Raw genomic sequence first — 14,439 nt, forward strand, 5'->3', positions numbered from 1 at the left:
CGCGGGACGCGCTGTGGCTCGCGGGACGCGCTGTGGATTGTTCCGCACAATCGAGAGCACGCACCGCTGCCGGACAGCCGGGCGGGCAGGTTTTTAAATGAACGTTCAAAATAAAATACGCGGATCGCCGCCGGGCTGCAACCCTGCGTTGAATGACGGCGGGATTGCGTGGACAGAATGTCTGGCGCGCGAGTTGTCTTGTTGGCTGAAATCGCTATAACTACATCACCGAATTATGACAGGGAAGACGCCCCGGATGGGGTGATCACCGCAGGATGCATCGGGACTGGAGCGAATCCGCCGGGTCTTTCGCCACGGCGGGTCGATGATAACGACAAGATTTCTGGAGTATCCGATGGCTCACGATAAAACGCCCGCCACCCCGGAGGTGGTCACCCAGGCTGCCTCCACCGAGACCCCGGCCAGCACCTCGCGGCGCCGCTTCCTTACCGGCTCGGCCGTCGCGGTCGGCGCCGGTGCCGCGGCGGCGGTCGGCTTTCCCAGCATCGCGGTGGCCCAGACCACCACGCTGCGCTTCCAGAGTACCTGGCCCAACCAGGACATCTTCCACGAGTTCGCCTCGGACTATGTACGCATCGTCAACGAGATGTCCGGCGGTCGGCTGCGCCTCAACCTGCTGCCGGCCGGCGCCGTGGTGGGGGCCCTGCAGCTGCAGGACGCGGTGATCTCCGGCGCCCTGGACGGCGGCCACGGGGTGACGGCCTACTGGTACGGCAAGCACAAGGCCTTCTCGCTGTTCGGCACGCCACCGCCCTTTGGCTGGGACGCCCACCAGTTCCTCGCCTGGTACTGGACCGGCGGCGGCAAGGAGCTGTATGCCGAGCTGCTGGAGATGCTGGAGCTGCCGCTGGTGGGCTACCAGACTGGCCCGATGCCGACCCAGGCGCTGGGCTGGTTCAAGGAGCCGATCACCAGCGCCGATGACCTGCGCGGCCTCAAGTACCGCACCGTGGGGCTGGGTGCCGACCTGATGAACGAGTTCGGTGCGGCGGTGACCATCATGGGCGGCGGCGACATCGTGCCGGCCATGGACCGCGGCCTGCTCGACGGTGCCGAGTTCAACAATCCCTCCTCGGATCGCCTGCTCGGCTTCCCGGATGTCAGCAAGACCTGGATGCTGCGCAGCTACCACCAGGACTGCGAGGCGTTCGAGATCATGTTCAACAAGAACAAGCATGACAGCCTGCCCGAGGAGTTCCAGGCGATCCTCGAGTACGCCGCCAAGGCGGCCTCGTCGGAGATGTACTGGAAGGCCATGGAGCGCTATCCCCGGGACCTCAACGGCATGCGCGAGGAGCAGGGGGTGCGGACCTACATCACCCCCGATTCGGTACTGCAGGCGCAGCTCGAGGCCTGGGACGCGGTCATCGAGCGCGAGTCCAGCAACGAGTTCTTCAAGAAGGTGGTCGACCACCAGCGCGAGTACTGCGAGCGGGTGGTGGGCTTCCACCTGGAGGGCACCACGCCCAAGGAGCCGGCCTACGTGCACTTCTACGGTAAGTCGCCCACCGATACCTCTACGCTCCTCTAGCGGTGCCCGGCGCTTGTCGCCGGTCCCGTTCGTCCTGGTGCCAGGAAGGTGCCGGGTCATAGACGACGTCGCCCCTCCGGAGGAGGGGCGACGTCCGATGAGAGGCCGTCATGCGCTTCATCTTCATGATCGATCACCTCAGCACTTGGGTGGGCAAGGTGTTCGCCTGGGCGATCCTGATCCTGACCTTCGTGGTGAGCTACGAGGTCTTCATGCGTTATGTCATGGGCGCGCCCACCACCTGGGCCTATGACACCAGCTACATGCTCTACGGCACCCTGTTCATGATGAGCGGGGCCTATGCACTCGCCCACAACGCCCATGTGCGGGCCGACGTGGTCTCGCGCTACTTCCCGATCCGTGTCCAGGCGGGGTTCGAGCTGGCGCTCTACCTGTTGTTCTTCTACCCGGGCATCCTGGCCCTGCTCTTCTACGGCTGGGACTTCTTCGCCATCTCCTTCCGCCAAAACGAGCACAGCTCCTTTACCCCGGGCGGGCCGCCAATCTGGCCCTACAAGTTCGTGATCCCCGCCTGCGCGGCCTTCCTGGCGATGCAGGGTGTCGCCGAGGTCGCACGCTGCGTGCTCTGCCTGAAGCACGGCCAGTGGCCGCGCCGGCTGGGTGACGTGGAGGAGATCGCCATTCCGGTCAACAAGGCGGCGGAGATCAAGGCCGCCCAGCAGGATTCAGTGGAGACTCGTCAATGAGTGAACCGGAAATCGGCATCCTGATGCTGGGCATGCTCGTCCTCCTGATCATGCTCGGCTTCCCCATCGCCTTCACGCTGATTGCCATGGGCATCGGCTTCGGCTATTTCGCCATCGGCGACATCATCTTCCCGCTGCTGGTGCAGCGCGCCTACGGCGTGATGTCCAATGACGTGTTGATCGCCGTGCCGCTGTTCCTGTTCATGGGCTACATGGTGGAACGGGCCAATATCCTCGATCGGCTGTTCTCCAGCCTGCAGCTGGCGGCCCGCGGCATGCCGGCGTCGCTGGCGGTGGCCAGCCTGATCACCTGCGCGCTGTTCGCCACGGCGACCGGCATCGTCGGGGCGGTGGTGACCCTGATGGGGCTGCTGGCGCTGCCGGCCATGCTCAATGCAGGCTACGACAAGCGGATGTCCAGCGGGGTGATCTGCGCCGGCGGCTGCCTCGGCATCCTGATTCCGCCGAGCATCATGCTGATCCTCTACGGCGCCATGGCCGGGGTCTCGGTGGTGCGGCTCTATGCGGCGGCGCTGATCCCGGGGCTGCTGCTGGCGGGGCTCTACATCGCCTACGTGATGGGACGGGCGATGCTCAACCCGAAGGTGGCGCCCAAGTTGTCCGCCGAGAAGCTCGACGTGCCGCTGGGCCAGGTCTACTGGGGACTGCTGACCTCGTTCGTACCGCTCTTCGTGCTGATCATGGCGGTGCTGGGGGCGATCCTGTTCGGCCTGGCCACCCCCCATGAGGCGGCGGGCATCGGGGCGCTGGGTGCGATTATCCTGGCGGCCGCCTACCGGCAGCTGACCTTCGCCCGGCTGCGCGAGGCGGTGTTCCTCACCGCGCGCACCAGCGCCATGGTCTGTTGGCTGTTCGTGGGCTCCTGGATCTTCTCGTCGGTGTTCTCGCTGCTCGACGGCCACTCGCTGATCGAGCACTGGATCAGCGGGCTCTCGCTGACGCCGCTGCAGTTCCTGCTGCTGGCACAGCTGATGATCTTCATCCTCGGCTGGCCGCTGGAGTGGACCGAGATCATCATCATCTTCGTGCCGATCTTCCTGCCGCTGCTGCACATGTTCGGCATCGACCCGCTGTTCTTCGGCGTGCTGGTGGCGCTGAACATCCAGACCTCCTTCCTGACGCCGCCCATGGCGATGTCGGCCTTCTACCTCAAGGGCATCGCGCCCAAGGGAATAGAGCTGGGAGATATCTTTATGGGGATCATGCCCTTCCTGCTGCTGGTGTTCGTGGCCATGTTCATTCTCTACATGGTGCCGGGCATTGTCTTCTGGTTGCCGGGGGTGCTCTACGGCTGAGACCCTGAAATGACCCGGCCCGACGCCATGCGTCGGGCCGGGGGAGGTCTGTACCGATTCGCCGCCGGCCTGGGCCGGCGGCGAACTGCTTCAGTGGCAGCGCTTCGGTTGCCGTGGTTCAGTTGCCGCGCTTCGCACCATGGCCGTGGTAGGCCTTGCCATGACCATAGCCGCGCTCGCCGCGCTGCATCATGGTCTCGCGCAGCTCCTCGAGCTGCTCCTCGCTGAGGAGCTCGGCCAGCGCCTCCTGGTGGCGGTCGCGCATCTCGCGCATGGCATCGCGGCGCTCGCTGCGGGAATCGAAGTCGCGGTCGCGCAGCTCGGCCATGTCGGCGTAGATCGCCTCGCGGGTCTCGCGCAGGGCCTCGCGCTCCTCGTCGGAGAGGCCCCACTCATCGACCAGCGACTCGAGGCGTTCCTGCATGCTGGCGCGGCGCTGCTCCATCATCTCGGCTCGGCGCGCCTCGCGCATCTCCTGACGGGCCTCCTCCAGGGCCTCGCGCTGCCCATCGTCGAGGAGTTCGGCCAGGCGCTCCTGGTGCTGCTCGTGGAGCTGGCGCATCGCCTCGCGGTGCTCGGTGCGGGCCTCGTCCAGGGCCTCGCGGGTCGCCTCGTCGAGGCCGGCGCGCTCGAAGAGCGCCTGACGCTGCTCGGCCCGGTACTCGGCGCGGGCCTCCTTCCACTGCTCGCGCTGCTCCTGAGTCTGCTCGGCCCCCTTGCCGTGGTGGGCGGCGGTGGCGGATAGCGCCAGGGGGGCGATGGCGATGGCGAGCAGGGCCGGCGCCAGCAGCTTGCGGGAAAGGGTCATCTTCATGGGGTCACTCCTTCGGGCCTGGGTTGATGGTTCCAGTCTCACCCGGCGCGGTGCAAGGTCGGTGCAACGAGCGTGCAAAGGTGGTGCATTCGAGACCGGCTCACTCCTCGGGCTGGTACTTGTAGCCTACCCCGTAGACCGAACGGATCACCTCGCGTTCCGGCCACACCTCGCTGATCTTGCGGCGCAGCTTCTTGACGTGGCTGTCCACGGTGCGCTCGGAGACGATGCGGTGGTCACGGTACATGTGATCCATCAGCTGGTCCCGGGAGAAGATCCGCCCCGGGGCGTGCATCATCACCTTGAGCAGCTGGAACTCCACGGCGGTGAGGGCCAGGTCCTGGCCGTCGGCCAGGGCACGCCAGCCCTCCTCGTCGAGGACCAGGTCGCTGCCCGCGGCCTGCTCGGCGTCGTCGGCGCCCTGGCTGCGGCGCAGCACCGCCTTGACCCGGGCCACCACCTCCCGGGGGCTGAAGGGCTTGCAGATGTAGTCGTCGGCGCCCAGTTCGAGACCCAGCAGGCGGTCTACCTCCTCGACCCGGGCGGTGAGCATGATCACCGGCAGCGCCGGCCAGCGCTGGCGGATCTCGCGGCACAGGGTCAGGCCGTCGGTGCCGGGCAGCATCAGGTCGAGCAGAACCAGCACGGGACCCTGCCCCCCCTGGCGCGCCTCGGCCAGCCAGGGCAGCACGGCGTCGCCGTGGTCCAGGTGGTGGGTGGCGAAGCCGCTGCCCGCCAGGTAGTCGGCCACCAGCCGGGCGATCTTGGGCTCATCCTCGACGATCAAGACCTGCTGTTGCTCGTGTTCCTGTGATGTCATGCGATCTCCTCCCTGGAACGGTCGTCATCGAGCGGTGGAAAGGTGAGTGTCCAGCATAACCCACCCAGCGACGAGGACGAGGGGTGCATCTCGCCGCCATGGGCCTTGACCAGGGCCGCAGCGATGGAGAGCCCCAGGCCGCTGCCGCCGCTGGCGCGATTGCGCGAGCCCTCCACCCGATAGAGACGCTCGGTGAGCCGGGCAAGTTCGCCCTCGGGCACTCCGGGGGCGCTGTCCTCCCAGGTGACCCGGATGCCCTGCGCCGTGGCGTCGAGGTTGACCCGCAGCCGGCCCGGGGCCCGGGTATAGGCGCAGGTGTTGTCGAGCAGGTTGTTCCACAGCTGGCGCAGGCGCTGGACGTCACCGCGCATCCAGGCCTCGGCCTGGATGCGGGTCTCCAGGGTGATGCCGCTGTCGGTGAGCCAGCCTTCCGCCTCCTCGAGGCGGTCGGCGAGGCTCTCGGCCAGGTCCAGCGGCGCGAGCAGCACCTCCAGGGCGCCGGCGTCGCTCTGGGAGAGCAGGCGCAGGTCGGCCACCAGCCGCTCGAGCTGGCCCACCTCCTGGGCCAGGGAGTGCAGGCTGTCCTGGTCCAGGCGGCGGATGCCGTCCTGCATCGCCTCGATCTCACCGCGCAGCACGGCGAGCGGTGTGCGCAGCTCGTGGGCGATGTCCGAGACCCAGCGGCTGCGCGCCTCGCGGCTCGCCTCCAGGGTGGCGGCCAGCACGTTGAAGTCCCGGGAGAGCCGCGACAGCTCGTCCTGGCCGCGCTCCGGCAGGCGGATGCTGTAGTCGCCCTCGGTCAGACGCCGGGTGGCCAGGGCCATGCTGCGGGTGCGCCGCCCCAGCCACCAGGAGAGCCCGCCTGCCAGCAGCAGCGAGGCGACCCCCAGGGAGCCGACGATGATCGCCAGGTTGCGCTGCTGGCGGGAGAGGAAGATATGGTCCATGCGGGCCATCAGCTGCTCCGGGGGGCGATAGCCCAGGGTGCCGACCTGCTTCCCCTCGTGGAGGATCGGCAGCCAGCGCAGGGTGGCGGCCTCCTCCTTGTCGTCCGGGGGCAGGCCGATCACCGGCAGGCCGGCGGCATCGTGGAGTACGAAGTCCTTGGGGGCACCCAGGCGGCGCTCGATGCCCTGGGGCGGCATGCCGGCCCCTGGCCACAGCTGTTGGCGCACCAGCCGATGCCAGGCCGAGGGCGAGGCCCGCAGCCACTGCCAGTCGCCGCCGCGACTCGCCCACTCCTCGCCGAGCCCCTCGGCCAGGGTCTCGGCGCGGTTGGCCTGGGTGGTGTCCAGGTACTCGATGAAGCCGCGGTCCAGGCTGCGCGAGATGCCCAGGAACACCAGGGCCGAGATGGCCACGTTGACCGACAGGATCACCACGAACAGCTTGACGCCCAGCCGGGAGACGGCGGGCCGGGGCAGACGCAGGCTCATGGGGAAGCCTCCTCGGGTTGGGGGCTGCGACGCTGAAGGCGCTCGCGCACCTCCTCCAGCATCGGGTAGAGACAGGTTACCAGCAGCAGCTGCAGGTCGCTGAGTAAGGAGGTCGCCGGCAGGGGGCCGCGGCGACGGCGCCCGCGCTGGCGGTTCGGGCAGGCCGGGAAAGGGGGCAGGGAGCGACGCATGGGCGACTCGGGCAGGAGGGCGGAATCCACAGCATCACCGGTGGCGATGCAGCCAATGGTCATGAAAGGTGCAAGCGGTATGCAAGCCATCGGCTGCTGGAGCGCCTCAGAGGGAGAGGAAGAACAGGATCAGCGGCGGCGAGAGCAGCGAGAGGATGAAGCCCGAGACCACCGCCACCGGCACGCAGGTCACCCCGCCGTGCTGCTGAATCACCGGCAGGGTGAAATCCATGGAGGTGGCGCCGCCGTAGCCGATGGCCAGGGCCGCATGGCGGCGGATCACCAGGGGGATCAACACGAAGGCCAGCAGTTCCCGGGCGAGATCGTTGAAGAAGGCCACGCCGCCCATGGCCGGGCCCAGGGCATCGCCCACCAGGATGCCGGAGAGGGAGTACCAGCCGAAGCCGGCGGCGAGGGCCAGGCCTTCGCTGGCGCGCAGGTCCAGCAGCGGTGCAACGAGCAGGCCGCCGGCAAGCGAGGTGGCCGCCAGCACCAGGGCGATGGCCAGGCCGTGGCGGTTGAGCAGGATCTGGCGCAGCGGCATGCCGGAGTTGCGCAGCTGGCAGCCGATCAGTGCCAGCAGGGCATAGAGCACCCACTCGGCTAGTGTCTCGGCGGTGCCATGAAGCCCGGAGAGGGCGCGGCCCGCCAGCCCCAGACCGACGCCCAGCAGCACCATCCCGACCAGAGCCAGGGAGCCGCCCATGGCGGCGAGCTTGCTGACCGGGGCGCCGGGTACTACCCGACTGGGGTCGGCGCGCAGGGCGAGGCGGCTCGACAGCCACCACAGGCCGGCCAGGTTGCAGGCCGTGATCACCAGGAACAGGGCCAGCGCCTGCCCGCCCATGCGCGACAGCTGGCCGGCCAGGTCGTCCAGCCCGGCCAGGCCGATGCCCATCAGCAGCAGGATGACGTAGACCGAGGCGTTCGCCCCGCGGTTGATCACTGCCATGGTCCCGGCATGGCGAACCGGCACCAGATAGCCCAGCACCAGGGGCAGCAGGACGATCACGAGTCCGCTCAGCATCGAGAGTCCCTTCCCTTTGCGATGACCGCCGCCGGCGGTCGAAAACCCGCTACTCTAACAGCCTGCCGGCCGGAAGGGAGGGGCTCGGTCGAGGAGCGAGCGCCGGTCCGTTGTGGGGATCAGTCGCCGAGGGTGAGGTGGGTCAGAGAAAGGCGGCTGCGGCGCTCGCCGTCGCGATGGTAGTCCACGGCCAGCAGCAGCCCCGGGAGTTCGGGGTGAAAATGGAACACCAGGCGACGCTCCGGCTTGCCGAGTTCGGTGACCTCCACCGCCACGGCATCGAACTCGCCAGCGGGCAGTGACACGGCCTCGGGGCCTGTCACCCGGTACTCCATCCGCTCCTCCCGGCCGCGGTGATCCTGATAGCGGAGGGTGCAGGTGCCCGTGCAGTCGCCGTTCAACGCTCGGCGGGAGAGCTCGAAGAGCGCCGCCTGGCGGTCGGGAAGCCCTTCCAGGTCGCCGGGGGCGAGGCGGTAGTCACCGCCGAAGCCCAGCAGCGAGTAGCCGCTGGCGTACTGCAGCGAACGAACGCCCCCCTCCTTGATCAGGAAGCGGCTCTGCTCCTCGCCGCGCGCCACGGCGATGGCGGCGCTCATCCGGCTCTGCCAGGAGCCGCCGTCGCGGGAGAGCCGGTGTTCGACCTGGGTGCTGGGCCAGCCGTTGACCTCCAGGCGGTAGCGGGCGTCGAAGGGCCGGGGGGCTACCCGGAGGGTGTTCTCGGTTGCCGGCAACGCCTTGCGATAGGCGGGATCCGGCGCCGCCGGCGCCTGGGCCGCGGCGACCAGCGGCAGGCAGAACAGCAGGGCGGTCAGCAGGCGTCTGAGGGGCATGGGGCGTCCGTGTCGCTGGGCGAGTTCAGTGCGATGGACCCGCCGCCCGGGTGCGGGTTCCGGCATGCCGGGAACTTCCCTATTTCACCCCGCCCGCAGCGCCGCGTCCCTGGCCGGGCGGCGGCGGCGGGGCTCAGCTGCTTGCCTGCAGGCGCTGGAGCTCGGGGCTCAGGTCGACCGGGTAGCCGCCGTCCCCCGGGGCGAGCCGGTGCAGGGCGTCCGGCAGGCGCTCGAGACTCTCCCGCACCCGCTCCCGGGCCTCGTCGGCCCTGGCCATCTCGTCATCGTCGAGCCGCCCGGCCCGGACCAGCGGGCGCAGCAGCGGCTCCCCGTCGATGCCCGGTTCGTCCCGCAGGGCAATGACATCGCCGGCATAGCGGCCGTCGGCGTCCCGCCGGCGATAGAGCTGCTTGCGGCATGGCAGGTTGATCTTGCCGGGAGAGTGCTTGACCCGCGGGGTGCCGGCGTACTCCACCAGCTTGTAGGAGAGGTCGATGACCGGCGCGTCCGCCGACACGCCCATCTGGGTGCCGACGCCAAAGGCATCGATGGGGGCGCCTTCCTCGAGCAGCGCCTCGATCTGCTGTTCGTCGAGGCCGCTGCTGGCGACGATGGTGATGTCGTCGTGCCCGGCCTCGTCGAGCAGCTCGCGCGCGCCCTTCGCCAGCTCGCCCAGGTCGCCGGAGTCGAGGCGGATGGCCCTGACGCCGACCTCGGGCTCCTCGCGCATGATATCGATCACCTTGCGCACCCCCTCCAGGGTGTCATGGGTATCCACCAGCAGGGTGGTGCCGGGATAGTGGCGGGCGAATGCCCGGAAGGCCTCCCGCTCGTCGTCGTGGGCGAGTATATAGCTGTGGGCCATGGTGCCGTTGATTGCCAGGTCGTGGCGCAGGCCGCCCAGCACGTTGCTGGTGCCGGCCAGCCCCGCGCTGCGGTAGGCCCGCACGCCGCGCACCGCGGCGTCCACGCCGTGCATGCGGCGCATGCCGAAGTCGACCACCGGCCGACCCCGGGCGGCGATCACCAGGCGCACCGCCTTGGAGGCGAGCACCGTTTCCAGCTGCACCAGATTCATCACCAGGCTCTCGAGCAACTGGGCCTGGGCGATGGGGGCGTCCACCTCCAGCAGCGGCTCGTTCTCGAACACCGGCGTCCCCTCGGGCAGCGTCCAGATGTCGCCCTCGAAGGACCAGTCGGCCAGCCAGTCGAGAAAGCCCCGATCGAACAGGCCGGTGCCGGCCAGGCGCTCGAGGGCCGTGTCGCCGAAGCGTAGTTGGCTCAGCAGCGCTGCGGCATGCTGCTGCCCGCAGGCCAGCATGAAGCGCCGGGTGGGCGGCATCTTGCGGAAGAACAGGCTGAAGGTGGCGCGTTCATGCATCGCCTCCTTCCAGTAGGCCTGGGTCATGGTCAGCTGGTAGAGGTCGGTGAGCAGGACCAGCTCGTCATCGTCCACCCGCGGGGTGTTCGGTTGCCTCATGAGCGCACCTCGGCACCGGCGTCGGTGAATTCGCGCCGGCACTCGCTGGCGGCGTCGGGGTCCACCGCCGCGGAGAGGCCTTCCAGTAGCAGGGTGGCAAAGCCCTCCCGGCGGGCCTCCAGCACCGTGGCGCGGACGCAGACGTCCAGAGCCAGGCCGCAGACGATCACCCGCGCGACGCCCTTCTCCTTCAGGTAGCCGCCGAGCCCCGTGCCGTCGAAGGCCGAGTAGGCGTCGGCATCGAAGGCGGTGGCCTTGCTGACGCGGATGGCGTCGGCGGGCAGGGCGAGGTCGGGGTGGAAGGCGGCGCCCTCGGTGTCCTGCACGCAGTGCACCGGCCAGGGGCCTCCGCGGTGGGCGAAGCTCACATGGTCGATGGGGTGCCAGTCCCGAGAGGCGACCACCAGGGCGCCGGCTTCGCGGGCGGCGGCGATCTCGGCGTTGATGCCCGGCACCAGAGCCGCCCCGCCCGCCACGGCCAGGGCGCCGCCCTCGCAGAAGTCGTTCTGCATGTCGACGATCAGCAGTGCGTCGCCGGGGCCATAGTCCACGTTCGTGCTCATCGCGCACCTCCTCGGAGGTTGTCGGGTTCACCTGCCTTCAGGGTAAGGCCTTCCCGGTGCTTCTTGTAGGGGCGGGGCTCAATAGCCGGCGTTGGGGTCGACGGTGTCCTGCACCTCGCCGGCCTCGAAGGCACGTAGCGCTTCGGCGACCTGGTCCAGGGCCGCCCCGAGGGGCGTGGGCCCGGCCATGTGCGGGGTGATCCAGACACGCGGATGGCGCCACAGGGGGCTTGCCTCGGGCAGCGGCTCCCGGGGGAAGGCGTCGAGAAGGGCCCCGCGCAGCCGGCCCACACTCCCGGCGTCGTCGACTGGCCCAAGGGCGGCGAGCAGGGCGGCCTCGTCGATCAGGGTGCCGCGCCCGGGGTTGATCAGGCTGGCCCCCTCGGGCAGCAGGGAGAGTGCTCGGGCATCGATGAGATGGCGGGTCGCAGGGGTGTCGGGCAGCAGCAGCACCAGGGTGCTGATCCGGCCGAGCAGTGCCTCGAGGCCGTCATCGCCATGATGGCAGGTGATGCCGTCGAGGGCCTTGGGCGTGCGGCTCCAGCCGTGCACCGGGAAGCCGTCGTCGGCCACCATGGCCGCCACCTTGGCACCGATGGCGCCCAGCCCCAGCACCCCCACCGGCCAGTCGGCCTTGTCCATCACCGCGTGCTCGCGCCACTCGCCAGCGTGCTGCTGGCGGCGGTAGCGGTCGAAGTCGCGCTGAAAGTGGAGGAGGCCGTAGCGCACATAGTCGCCGATCAGCTCTCCCATACCGGCGTCGCGCAGCTTGACGATGGGCACCCCCTCGGGCAGCCCCGGGTTGTTCAGCAGGGCGTCTACTCCGGCGCCCAGATTGACGATGCCCTTGAGTGCCCCGGGCTCTCGCAGCAGCGCCTCCGGCGGCTTCCACACCGCCAGATAGTCGGCCTGGCGGCGCTGCTCCGGCGGCGCCGCGCTGGTGATCACCTCGGCCTCGGGCAGGCGCTCGGCCAGGGCGTCTCGCCACTGTTCGGCCTCGTCGATATGCACCAGTACCTTCATGGTCTCTCCTTGCGCAGGGGGTGCGTTCATCATGGAAGCCGGCGACGTTGTGAACAAGGGTGTCGGATGATAAGTAAATGCTTGACCGCCTACCGTGGGTTGGCAGTAACCTCCACTCGGAGGGGTCCCTCTCCACTGCCTCATGCCACCGACCGGTTCGCGACCCGTCCAGGCATCCGTCGGTGATCGTGACCCTGGCCGGCCTTCTCCTCATCGAGAGGGCCGATTTTCTTGATGTTGCTTTGGCGAGTGGCCTAATGATCCAGGTAAACCTGCCCTTCACCCGCGAGGAGTACGCCAGCCGGCTGTGGAAGGTGCGTGCCGAGATGGCCAGCCGTGGCATCGACGTGCTGATCATCAGCGACCCCTCCAACATGGCCTGGCTCACCGGCTATGATGGCTGGTCGTTCTACGTGCACCAGTGCGTGCTGCTCGGCCTCGAGGGCGAGCCGGTGTGGTACGGCCGGCGCATGGACGCCAACGGGGCGCTGCGCACCTGCTGGATCGACCCGGACAACATCACCTACTACCCGGACTACTACGTCCAGAACCCCGACATGCACCCCATGGACTACCTGGCCCAGTCGATCATGCCCGATCGTGGCTGGCACCTCGGTGTGATCGGTATGGAGATGGACAACTACTACTTCTCCGCCAAGGCTTACCAGAGCCTGCTGCGCGAGCTGCCTCACGCCCGCTTCATGGACGCCAACGCCCTGGTCAACTGGTGCCGTGCCATCAAGTCGCCTCAGGAAGTCGAGTACATGCGGGTGGCTGCCAAGATCGTCGAGGGCATGCACTCGCGCATCCTCGAGGTGATCGAGCCTGGCCTGCCGAAGAGCAAGCTGGTCTCGGAGATCTACCGGGTGGGCATCGAGGGCTGGCGCGACGAGCAGGGCCGGGTGTTCGGCGGCGACTATCCGGCCATCGTGCCCATGCTGCCCACCGGCAAGGACGCCGCCGCCCCCCACCTGACCTGGGACGACACGCCGTTTCGCAAGGGCGAGGGCACCTTCTTCGAGATCGCCGGTGTCTACAAGCGTTATCATGCGCCGATGTCGCGCACCGTCTTTCTGGGGCGGCCGCCCCAGGAGTTCATCCGTGCCGAGTCGGCGCTGCTCGAGGGTATCGAGAACGGCCTGGCCGTGGCCAAGCCCGGCAACCGCACCGCGGATATCGCCATGGCACTGGGCGCGGCGATGGACAAGTACGGCTTCGACCGCGGTGGCGCTCGCTGCGGCTACCCCATCGGCATCAGCTACCCGCCGGACTGGGGCGAGCGCACCATGAGCCTGCGTCCCTCCGACGAGACCATCCTCAAACCCGGCATGACCTTTCACTTCATGCCTGGCCTGTGGGAGGACGAGTGGGGCCTGGAGATCACCGAGAGCATCCTGATCACCGAGACCGGCTGCGAGACCCTGGCCGATTTCCCGCGCCAGCTCTTCGTGCGCTGAGAGAAAGCGGCAACGGCCACCGCGAGGGGCGCCGGGGATAGGCCGGAAGGGAGGTCCTATGCCATGGATGGCATCGGTAGCGCCCAGGGATGGGTTTACAGCGCCTCCCTGAAGGCCTATCGCCGGAACAGCCCCGAGCGTTTGTCCGCAAACACAGAACAAGGAGTTCCCTGACATGACCAAGCGTCCCAGCCGAATGCGGCCCAGCCGAATGCGGCCCAGCCCGATCAGCGCCACCGTCGACTTCGACGCCGACGGCGTCCAGCACGGCTTTCTCAAGCTGCCCATCTCGGTGGACGACTCCGCCTGGGGTGCCGTGATGATCCCGGTCACCGTCGTCAAGAACGGCCAGGGCCCCACGGCGCTGCTCACCGGCGGCAACCATGGCGACGAGTACGAGGGCATCACCTCGCTGCTCAAGCTCTCGAGTTCGCTGTCGGCTGGGGAGGTCAGCGGCCGGGTGATCATCGTGCCCTGCATGAACACCCCGGCGGTGATGGCCGGCAAGCGCACCTCCGGGCTCGACGGCGGCAACCTCAACCGCAGCTTCCCCGGCGACCCCGACGGCAGCGTGACCGAGCGGATCGCCGACTACTTCACTCGGGTGATGGTGCCGATGTGTGACGTGGTGCTCGACCTGCACTCCGGCGGGCGCACCCTGGACATCATCCCCTTTGGTGCCTCCCACGTGCTGGAGGACGCCGAGCAGCAGCGCAGTGCGCTGGAGGGCGCCAAGGCCTTCGGCGCCCCCTACGCCATGATGATGTTCGAACTCGATGCCGCGGCGCTGTTTGACACCGCGGTGGAGAGCCAGGGCAAGATCTTCGTGGCCACCGAACTCGGCGGCGGCGGCACCTCCACCCCCGAGAGCATGGCGATCACCGAGCGCGGCATCCGCAACTTCCTGATCCACTACGGCCTGCTGGCCGGCGAGGTGGAGATGCCGGCGGAGCCCCAGGTCTACCTCGACATGCCCGATGCCAGCTGCTACGTGCAGAGCGAGCACTCCGGCGTGCTGGAGCTCTGCTTTGCCCTGGGCGAGCGGGTCGAGAAGGGCGAGGTGGTGGCCCGGGTCTACGACATGACCCGCAGCGGCAGCGCGCCGGTGGAGTACCGTGCCAGCCGCAGCGGGGTGCTGGCCGCCCGTCGCCATCCGGCGCTGGTCAACATGGGCGATACCATCGCGGTGATCGCCGATGTCGTCGACTCGCTGGGCTGAGGGT

At 68.7% G+C, this 14,439-nt stretch carries 14 protein-coding genes; 5 read left to right on the top strand and 9 right to left on the bottom strand.

From position 1 onward, the window contains the following. Nucleotides 1-355 precede the first annotated feature (355 nt). The 3 genes from IBX53_RS03170 to IBX53_RS03180 all read left to right on the top strand — a co-directional run bounded on the left by IBX53_RS03170 (nucleotide 356) and on the right by IBX53_RS03180 (nucleotide 3,575). Nucleotides 356-1,552 (top strand): TRAP transporter substrate-binding protein, encoded by a 1,197-nt coding sequence (locus tag IBX53_RS03170; protein ID WP_290905250.1) that lies wholly within the window; start codon nucleotides 356-358, stop codon nucleotides 1,550-1,552. A 110-nt stretch (nucleotides 1,553-1,662) separates the two neighbouring features. Next, complete coding sequence (locus IBX53_RS03175) at nucleotides 1,663-2,259, top strand: TRAP transporter small permease subunit (protein WP_290905253.1); 597 nt, start codon at nucleotides 1,663-1,665, stop codon at nucleotides 2,257-2,259. Beyond that, nucleotides 2,256-3,575 carry a TRAP transporter large permease subunit gene (locus IBX53_RS03180; protein ID WP_290905255.1) on the top strand — a complete coding sequence of 440 codons (1,320 nt, stop codon included), beginning with the start codon at nucleotides 2,256-2,258 and terminating at the stop codon, nucleotides 3,573-3,575. Before IBX53_RS03175 ends, IBX53_RS03180 begins: the two co-directional genes overlap by 4 nt. A gap of 118 nt (nucleotides 3,576-3,693) precedes the next feature. Here IBX53_RS03180 and IBX53_RS03185 read toward each other — a convergent pair whose 3' ends face one another. The 9 genes from IBX53_RS03185 to IBX53_RS03225 form a co-directional block, all read right to left on the bottom strand. Continuing rightward, complete coding sequence (locus tag IBX53_RS03185; protein ID WP_290905258.1) at nucleotides 3,694-4,389, bottom strand: hypothetical protein; 696 nt, start codon at nucleotides 4,387-4,389, stop codon at nucleotides 3,694-3,696. Between the two features lie 100 nt (nucleotides 4,390-4,489). Beyond that, nucleotides 4,490-5,209, bottom strand: coding sequence for a response regulator (locus IBX53_RS03190; RefSeq protein WP_290905260.1), 720 nt, complete (start codon nucleotides 5,207-5,209; stop codon nucleotides 4,490-4,492). Then, nucleotides 5,206-6,645 (bottom strand): ATP-binding protein, encoded by a 1,440-nt coding sequence (locus IBX53_RS03195; protein WP_290905263.1) that lies wholly within the window; start codon nucleotides 6,643-6,645, stop codon nucleotides 5,206-5,208. The genes IBX53_RS03190 and IBX53_RS03195 overlap by 4 nt, the downstream gene beginning before the upstream one ends. Then, nucleotides 6,642-6,836 carry a hypothetical protein gene (locus tag IBX53_RS03200; RefSeq protein WP_290905266.1) on the bottom strand — a complete coding sequence of 65 codons (195 nt, stop codon included), beginning with the start codon at nucleotides 6,834-6,836 and terminating at the stop codon, nucleotides 6,642-6,644. Before IBX53_RS03200 ends, IBX53_RS03195 begins: the two co-directional genes overlap by 4 nt. A 106-nt stretch (nucleotides 6,837-6,942) precedes the next feature. Next, nucleotides 6,943-7,863, bottom strand: coding sequence for a lysine exporter LysO family protein (locus IBX53_RS03205; protein ID WP_290905269.1), 921 nt, complete (start codon nucleotides 7,861-7,863; stop codon nucleotides 6,943-6,945). Nucleotides 7,864-7,982: 119 nt separating this feature from the next. Continuing rightward, a complete protein-coding gene (locus IBX53_RS03210) occupies nucleotides 7,983-8,693 on the bottom strand; it encodes a hypothetical protein (protein ID WP_290905272.1) in 711 nt (236 codons plus the stop codon). A 133-nt stretch (nucleotides 8,694-8,826) separates the two neighbouring features. Further along, nucleotides 8,827-10,173, bottom strand: a complete 1,347-nt coding sequence (locus IBX53_RS03215; protein ID WP_290905273.1) for a nicotinate phosphoribosyltransferase — start codon at nucleotides 10,171-10,173, stop codon at nucleotides 8,827-8,829. Further along, nucleotides 10,170-10,736, bottom strand: a complete 567-nt coding sequence (locus tag IBX53_RS03220) for an isochorismatase family protein (protein ID WP_290905276.1) — start codon at nucleotides 10,734-10,736, stop codon at nucleotides 10,170-10,172. Before IBX53_RS03220 ends, IBX53_RS03215 begins: the two co-directional genes overlap by 4 nt. 78 nt (nucleotides 10,737-10,814) lie before the next feature. Next, entirely contained in the window at nucleotides 10,815-11,759 is a 945-nt protein-coding gene (locus IBX53_RS03225) for a glyoxylate/hydroxypyruvate reductase A (RefSeq protein ID WP_290905279.1), read from the bottom strand. 257 nt (nucleotides 11,760-12,016) lie between these two features. Between IBX53_RS03225 and doeA the strand changes: the two genes are divergently transcribed. Next, nucleotides 12,017-13,216, top strand: coding sequence for an ectoine hydrolase DoeA (gene doeA, locus IBX53_RS03230; RefSeq protein ID WP_290905282.1), 1,200 nt, complete (start codon nucleotides 12,017-12,019; stop codon nucleotides 13,214-13,216). A gap of 175 nt (nucleotides 13,217-13,391) precedes the next feature. After that, complete coding sequence (gene doeB, locus IBX53_RS03235) at nucleotides 13,392-14,435, top strand: N(2)-acetyl-L-2,4-diaminobutanoate deacetylase DoeB (RefSeq protein WP_290905285.1); 1,044 nt, start codon at nucleotides 13,392-13,394, stop codon at nucleotides 14,433-14,435. The last annotated feature ends 4 nt before the right edge of the window (nucleotides 14,436-14,439 follow it).

The organism is Halomonas sp., from assembly GCF_014859505.1.
In the GTDB taxonomy this organism is placed as follows: Bacteria; Pseudomonadota; Gammaproteobacteria; order Pseudomonadales; family Halomonadaceae; genus Halomonas.

Coding starts and splice junctions, on each gene's coding strand:
- IBX53_RS03190 (WP_290905260.1), bottom strand. CDS start 5,209: ATGACATCACAGGAACACGAGCAACAGCAGGTCTTGATCGTCGAGGAT.
- IBX53_RS03170 (WP_290905250.1), top strand. CDS start 356: ATGGCTCACGATAAAACGCCCGCCACCCCGGAGGTGGTCACCCAGGCT.
- IBX53_RS03215 (WP_290905273.1), bottom strand. CDS start 10,173: ATGAGGCAACCGAACACCCCGCGGGTGGACGATGACGAGCTGGTCCTG.
- IBX53_RS03195 (WP_290905263.1), bottom strand. CDS start 6,645: ATGAGCCTGCGTCTGCCCCGGCCCGCCGTCTCCCGGCTGGGCGTCAAG.
- IBX53_RS03175 (WP_290905253.1), top strand. CDS start 1,663: ATGCGCTTCATCTTCATGATCGATCACCTCAGCACTTGGGTGGGCAAG.
- IBX53_RS03210 (WP_290905272.1), bottom strand. CDS start 8,693: ATGCCCCTCAGACGCCTGCTGACCGCCCTGCTGTTCTGCCTGCCGCTG.
- IBX53_RS03185 (WP_290905258.1), bottom strand. CDS start 4,389: ATGAAGATGACCCTTTCCCGCAAGCTGCTGGCGCCGGCCCTGCTCGCC.
- doeB (WP_290905285.1), top strand. CDS start 13,392: ATGACCAAGCGTCCCAGCCGAATGCGGCCCAGCCGAATGCGGCCCAGC.
- IBX53_RS03225 (WP_290905279.1), bottom strand. CDS start 11,759: ATGAAGGTACTGGTGCATATCGACGAGGCCGAACAGTGGCGAGACGCC.
- IBX53_RS03220 (WP_290905276.1), bottom strand. CDS start 10,736: ATGAGCACGAACGTGGACTATGGCCCCGGCGACGCACTGCTGATCGTC.
- doeA (WP_290905282.1), top strand. CDS start 12,017: ATGATCCAGGTAAACCTGCCCTTCACCCGCGAGGAGTACGCCAGCCGG.
- IBX53_RS03200 (WP_290905266.1), bottom strand. CDS start 6,836: ATGCGTCGCTCCCTGCCCCCTTTCCCGGCCTGCCCGAACCGCCAGCGC.
- IBX53_RS03205 (WP_290905269.1), bottom strand. CDS start 7,863: ATGCTGAGCGGACTCGTGATCGTCCTGCTGCCCCTGGTGCTGGGCTAT.
- IBX53_RS03180 (WP_290905255.1), top strand. CDS start 2,256: ATGAGTGAACCGGAAATCGGCATCCTGATGCTGGGCATGCTCGTCCTC.